Source organism: Phenylobacterium sp., from assembly GCF_036495085.1.
In the GTDB taxonomy this organism is placed as follows: domain Bacteria; phylum Pseudomonadota; class Alphaproteobacteria; order Caulobacterales; family Caulobacteraceae; genus Phenylobacterium.
In genome coordinates this window covers 1-6,674 of sequence record NZ_DASXNL010000127.1, presented here as the reverse complement: position 1 = coordinate 6,674, position 6,674 = coordinate 1, and the positions used below count along the sequence as shown (strand labels likewise).

5 protein-coding genes are annotated in these 6,674 nt (G+C 67.2%); all 5 read left to right on the top strand.

Annotated elements, in window-relative coordinates; all coding sequences use genetic code 11:
* Positions 1-58 precede the first annotated feature (58 nt).
* The 5 genes from VGI62_RS14175 (at position 59) to VGI62_RS14155 (ending at position 6,669) form a co-directional block, all read left to right on the top strand.
* Positions 59-433 carry a DUF2946 domain-containing protein gene (locus tag VGI62_RS14175; RefSeq protein ID WP_331505152.1) on the top strand — a complete coding sequence of 125 codons (375 nt, stop codon included), beginning with the start codon at positions 59-61 and terminating at the stop codon, positions 431-433.
* A gap of 125 nt (positions 434-558) precedes the next feature.
* A complete protein-coding gene (locus VGI62_RS14170) occupies positions 559-2,583 on the top strand; it encodes a TonB-dependent receptor (RefSeq protein WP_331505151.1) in 2,025 nt (674 codons plus the stop codon).
* Positions 2,583-3,971: a PepSY domain-containing protein gene (locus VGI62_RS14165; RefSeq protein ID WP_331505150.1), complete on the top strand. Its 1,389-nt coding sequence runs from the start codon at positions 2,583-2,585 to the stop codon at positions 3,969-3,971. The genes VGI62_RS14170 and VGI62_RS14165 overlap by 1 nt, the downstream gene beginning before the upstream one ends.
* Positions 3,972-4,112: 141 nt before the next feature.
* Complete coding sequence (locus tag VGI62_RS14160) at positions 4,113-4,889, top strand: class I SAM-dependent methyltransferase (protein WP_331505149.1); 777 nt, start codon at positions 4,113-4,115, stop codon at positions 4,887-4,889.
* Positions 4,890-5,061: 172 nt separating this feature from the next.
* Positions 5,062-6,669, top strand: a complete 1,608-nt coding sequence (locus VGI62_RS14155; protein ID WP_331505148.1) for an acyl-CoA synthetase — start codon at positions 5,062-5,064, stop codon at positions 6,667-6,669.
* Positions 6,670-6,674 lie beyond the last annotated feature (5 nt).

Below are 6,674 nucleotides of genomic sequence, written 5' to 3'. Positions count from 1 at the left end.
CGGGCATGTGACTTAATTCGAGTTGCGAAAATGGCGGCAGCGCGTAGAGACCGGGCGAATGAACGGCCAGATCAGCGCGAGGAATGAGCGAAGGGCGATCGTCGCCCTCTTCGCCGTGTTCGCCCTGCTCGTGCAGTCGCTCATCCCGGCCGCCGCGATGGCCGGACCTCGGCTCGTGGCTGGTGACCTGATCTGCGAAGGCGGGCGCGTGCACGCCGACGGGACCGGCGTGCCGGCCAACCACAAGGCCTTGGGCATGCCCTGCCAGGACTGCCTGGCCGCGGCCGTGGTCGCCATCGCGCCGCCGATCCCGGAACTGGAGCCCGCAGCCTATGCGCCGGCCCATGTCGAGCATGCGGCCTTCATCGCCCTGCTCGCGCCGCGCGCGCGGGCCCCGCCTCGGCCGTTTGGCCAGGGACCACCGACCGCCTGATCGAAGACAAGCCGCCCGTGCGCAAGCCAGCCGGCGCGCATTCGCACGTCATTCTTTCAGGATCCGCCATGATTCTCGAACTATGCCGGGGGCCCCGCCCTCGATCTTCCGCGGCGAGCCTCGTCGTGCTCGCCGCCCTTTGCCTGCCCGCCGCCGCACGGGCCGACGACGCGCCGGCGACCTCAACGGTCGGCGAGGTGATCGTCACCGCCACCCGCGCCGAGCGCAATCTGGCTGACGTGCCGGTCAGCGCATCGATCGTCACCAGCGAGGAAATTGGCCAGACGCCGGCAAACTCACTGGATGACGTGCTTCGCCGCGTCCCCTCGCTCGATGTCCCGATCGCCGCCTCCTATCAGACCCACCCCACATCACTGAATGTTTCCATGCGTGGACTGGGCGGCATCCGCGCCCTGGTGCTGCTGGACGGCGTGCCGCTGAACGACCCCTTCCAGGGCTATGTGCAATGGAACCGTGTGCCGCTGGAGACCATCGACCGCGTTGAGGTTGTCCGCGGCGGCGGCGCGACGCTTTGGGGCAACTACGCGATGGGTGGGGTCGTCAACATCCTGACCCGCGCGCCAGACCGCAACGAACTCATTCTGCAAGGCGGCGGCGGGAGCTACGGAACCTACCGCGGGGACGCCTACGGAGGCCTGGTCGCCAATGACGCGATAAAACTCGGCCTCGAAGGCGGGACCTTCCACACCGACGGTTTCCAGACCGCGCCCGAGGACCTGCGGGGTCCGATCAACGCGCCGACTTCGTTCACAGCCGACAACATCGCGTTGACCGGCCAATTCAGTCCAGCCGAGACCCTCACCGCCCACCTGCGCATCGATCACCACGAGAACCACCAGGTGCTGAACAGCCGGCTGGCGATAAACAAGCAGAAGAACTGGAGTTACTCAGGCGATGCGACCCAGCGACTCGGCGTCCTGGGCGAGGTGACCCTGACCCTGTTCCACACCGAGAACCGGTTCCGCACCGACAATACCGATACCCCGACCGGGGCCGAGATGGGCGAAGCCGAATTCGTCCAGAACCGCCATATCACCAGCGCGCGCGAAGACGGGGCCTCGGTGGTCTGGGCCAAGACCTTCGATTCAGGCTGGCTGCGCAGCGCGACGGTCGGCGGCGACTATCATGGCATTCGCGGCATCGACACCGGAGACATCTTCGTGGACAGCGGCGAGCAGGTCCGCTCCGATGTGGGCAGTGGCCAGCAACGGTTCCTGGGCGCTTTCGGCGAGGTCAGCCTCAAGCCGATCGACGTCCTCGAGGTGCTGGCCAGCGTCCGCTATCAGGAGTTCAGGAACTTTGACGCCTTCGACGGCTCGCCAGGAGGTATCGGCATTGCGCCGGACAAGACCACCTCCAGCGTCGATCCCAGGGTTTCCGTCCGCTGGTCCGTGACGCCCGAGTTCGCGCTGCGGGCGGCCGCCTACAAGGCCTTCCGGGCGCCCAACCTGGGCGACCTCTACCGCGCCTTCGCTACGTCCGCCGGCATCTTCTTCGGCAATCCTGATCTGCGACCAGAGACACTCGAAGGCGAAGAGGCCGGGTTCGACCTGAACCACGGCGGGCTTCGCCTGCAGGTCACCGCTTTCAGCAGCACCATCCGTGACCTCATCACCTCCGCGCCGCTCGACGACAGTCAGCTGCCGCCAGGCTTCTTCTTCGGGACGCGAAACATCAACGCGGGGCGGGCGCGAAGCCTCGGCGTCGAAGCCGAGGCGGACTGGGTGATCAGCCCGCGTTGGTCCACGACGCTCGGCTACACCTATGCGGACTCCACTATCCGCGAGAGCGAGTTCGATCCCGCCAGCATCGGCAAGCAGCAGGGAGGCATCCCGCGCAACCGGCTGAACGCCGGCGTGACCTACAACGCTGCCGCCGGATGGCGGGTCACCCCGCAGGTCCGCTGGCTCTCGAAGAGTTGGGGCGACAACGACAACACCCTGCCCGTGGACGAGCACGTCGTCGTGGACCTGGCGGCCGCCTATCCCGTTACACCCAAGCTGGAGGCGTTCGTGCAGGTCGAGAACCTTTTCGACCGGAGGTACACTGCCGACAACAACGGCTTCGAGTTGCCACGGCTGGGCACGCCGTTCAGTGCGCTCGCGGGCCTGCGCTGGGTGATCGACTGATGGCCGTGCTCGACATCTCTCCTGCCAGCTCCCTCTATCGGGCGGTCTGGCGCTGGCATTTCATCGCCGGCCTAATCGTGCTGCCGGTGCTGGTGATGATGGCCATCACCGGTGGGCTCTATCTGTTCAAGCCTGAGTTGGATCACCTCGCCTATCGGCGCTTCGAGGATGTGCCGGCCCGCGCCGCCGCCCTGGCTGCGCCGAGCGCGGTTACGGCGAAGGTCGAGGCGGCGACGGGCGGACGTGTACTGCAGTTCACGCCGGCCGAGGCGGGACAGTCCGTCCGCCTACTCGTCCGCGCGCCGGACGGGCGGGCGCTCACGGCGTTCGCCGATCCCTATGACGGCCACCTGCTGGGCGCGACCGCTTACGGCGGGATCATGCAGCTGGTCCGCAAGATCCACAGCCTGCAGAAGTTCGGTTTCTGGGCCAGCACGATCATCGAGGTCGCCGCCGGCTGGGCGATCGTGATGGTGGGCACGGGCGTCTTCCTCTGGTGGCCGCGCGGCCGTGACGGCGGCGTGGTGACCGTGCGCGGGGCGCCGCGGCAGCGGGTCTTCTGGCGCGACCTCCACGCGGTGACAGGCACGTTCGCGGCGACGGTGATCCTGTTCCTGGCCGTCACGGGCATGCCCTGGTCGATGTTCTGGGGCGATCACGTCCAGAAGTGGGTGACCGCGGCCAACCTTTACGAGCCTGCGCCGCCAGCCAAGGTGACGCCTGGCTGGATGCTCAGCATGGACATGCCGGCTGTTCCGGTGGCGCAGGTGAAGCCTGACCGTCCCTGGGCGCTGCAACAGGCGCCCATGCCGAAGTCCATGGACATGCCGGGAATGGACACGACCGGCGCGAGCATGACGGGCGCGCGCGACAACATCGGCCTGGACATCGCCATCCAGCGCTTCGAGCGGGCGGGTTTGAAGCATCCCTACAACGTAACCCTGCCCGATGGTCCTACGGGCGCCTACGCCGCCGACTATCGCCCCGATCGGGTCGAGGACAGCCGCACCGTCTATCTCGACCAATACTCCGGGCGGGTGCTGGGCGACGTCGGCTTCGCGCAATGGGGACCGGCCGCCAAGGCGATTGAGTGGGGCGTCGCCGTCCACCAGGGCCAGGAATACGGCCCCGCCAACCGTTACCTGATGCTGGCGGGGTGCATCACCATCGTGCTCCTGGCCGTATCCGCGGTCGTGATGTGGTGGAAGCGGCGTCCGCGCGGACAGCTCGGCGTGCCGCCCGCGCCGGGCGACCGGCGCGTCGCATGGGCGGTGCTGGGCGTCGTGGCTGTGGTTGGCGTGATCTACCCGCTGGTTGGCGCCTCGCTTCTCGCCGCCCTGGTCGCGGACCGATTGATGTTCCGAAGGGGCACGTCGGCTGCAACCTAGAATAGAAGCCGGATTTCAACCCGATGAGGGCCCGATTCATGGTGGTCTCTGGGATGGCGAAGGGTACGCCCAAATTGTCGTTGCGGACCTGCGACTGCGACGTGATCTTTGGACGAAAGCTACCACGGAGGCGTTCGCCCCATGCGGCAAGCCGAAACCTTTGACCGGGTCGCCGAACTCTACGACGCCGCTCGTCCCGGCTATCCGGCTACGCTGTTCCAGGCGCTGGCGCACGCGGCCGGCCTCGTGCAGGGCGATCCGGTGTTGGAGGTGGGCTGTGGGACCGGAAAGGCCACCGCGGGCCTCCTCTCACTCGGTTTAGCCGTCACGGCCCTCGACCCTGGGGAGAACCTGATCCAGCAGGCGAAGGGGCGCTTCGGCGAGGCGGCGGACCTGGTGTTCGTCACCGAGACGTTCGAGCGCTGGGCCGCGCCGGTCGAGGCCTATCGCCTCGTCGCCTCGGCTCAGGCCTGGCACTGGATTGCCCCGGAGGCGTCCTTCCCAAAGGCCGCCGCGGCGCTCAAGCCTGGCGGCGTCCTTGCGGTGTTCGGCAACTGCGCTTGCGACCTGCCGCCCGAGGTAGCTGACGCGCTGGCCGCGCCTTTCGTCAGGCACGGCCTGCCTAGGCCCACGACCGTGCCGGAGGCTGGGTACCGCCCCACCGGCCCCGTCGCTGATCTGTTCGCTGCAAGCGGTCGCTTCGATCCGGCGCGGTACGCCGGATTTCCCTGGGTGTGGCGCAAAACCGTCGACCAGCACATGGACTTCCTCAGGAGCCGTTCCGACATCCAGATGATCCCGTCCGAGACTCGCGAGGCGCTTCTGGCTGACCTCCGGCCCGCCCTCCGAGCGGCGCTGGGCGACGAGCTCGCGCTGCCCTACGAAGCGCACCTCTACTGGGCCCGCAAAGTCGCTTAGCCAAAACGCCAGGCGAGCAGGGCAGCTCGGATAGACACAATCAGTTCGTCTTTGGACACCCTCGGTCGTCCGCATGTCGATTGGGATATTCCCTTCCGTCAGGTGAAGAGTGGTCGTAGTGCCAGATGCGCGGCCCCGGCGGAGATCGGTGTCGCCAACGGGAGCGCTACGCATGGTCGGTTGGAATTTTGGTGACATACTGGATGCAGTGGAGCCGGTGCTGCCGCAGGACAGCCCGGCCTTCATCCACGGCGATCGCGTCGTCAGTCTGGGCGAGGCGCGCCAGGCGACCAACAACCTGGCCCGCGCCCTAATCGCCCGCGGCGCGATTCCCGGCGACAAAATCGCCATCTACATGCGCAACCGCCCCGAATACCTGATGGCCGTGGCCGCCGGGTGGAAGGCGCGGCTGACCCACGTGAACGTCAACTATCGCTACACGCCAGAGGAGGTCTGGTACATCTTCGACAACTCCGATGCGCAGACCGTGGTCTATGCCTCGGAGTTCCGCGCCGCCGTCGCCCAGATCCGCCCCAGCCTGCCCGGTGTTAAGACCTGGGTCGAGGTCAGCCCGGATGGGCATGTCGCCGATTTCGCCGAGCGCTTCGAGGACCTCGCCGGTGAGGGCAATGGCGGGCCGGTGGACATCGAGCGCTCGGGTGACGACCAGTTCTTTATTTACACCGGCGGCACCACCGGCATGCCCAAGGGCGTGATGTGGGCGCAGAACGATCTGCGCGAGATCACACTGGCGGGGGCGCGAAAGCTCGGCCCGGTGCCAGAGACGCTTGAAGCGCTGACGGCGCATGCGAAGACGGTAGGGCCGATGGGCCGGATTCTGCCCGCGCCGCCGCTGATGCATGGCACCGGCCTGCTCACGGGCATGGGGACGATGATGTCCGGCGGCACAGTGATCACCCTGGAGGGCGCCACCTTCGACGCAGAGGAGCTGCTGGACGCCGTCCACCGCCACAAGCCGCAGACCCTGGTGATCGTGGGCGACAGTTTCGGCCGACCGATCCTGAACGCCCTGAACGCCAGCCCCGGTCGCTGGGACGTCTCGTCGGTCGTCATGATTGTCTCGTCCGGGGTGATGTGGTCCCACGAGGTGAAACAGGGGATGCTCGAGCACATGCCGCAGGCGGTGCTGTCGGATGGCTTCTCCTCCTCGGAGGCGATCGGCATGGGCCAATCGATGATGGCCAAGGGCGTCGAGGTGCAGACGGCCCAGTTCGTGCTGGGGGAACGCTGCTGCGTCTTCGACGAGAACGACAATCCCGTGGAGCCAGGCTCCGGCGTGCCCGGCATCATCGCTATCAGGGGCCCCAACCCTGTCGGCTATTACAAGGACCCGGAGAAGACGGCGCGGACCTTTCGCGTCATAGGCGGCGAGCGCTACTCGATCCCCGGTGACTGGGTGATTGTGGAGGCGGACGGTTCGCTGACCCTGCTGGGCCGTGGCAATGCCTGCATCAACACCGCTGGCGAGAAGGTTTTCCCCGAGGAAGTCGAGGAGGCGTTGAAGACCCATCCGTCAGTGGAGGACGCCCTGGTGGTGGGTCTCCCCGACGAGAAATGGGGCCAGGCGGTGACAGGCGTCGTGACTCTGGCCGAAGGTGCGGCCTTGGACGAGGCGGCGCTACGGGCGCACGTGCGCAAGTCGCTCGCGGGCTACAAGACGCCCAAGCGCATCGTCATCGCCGACCGCGACATCCGCACCGCCAACGGTAAGGCAGACTACCCGGCGGCGCGCGCGAGCGCCGAGTTGCAGCTTTCCTGAAGGGG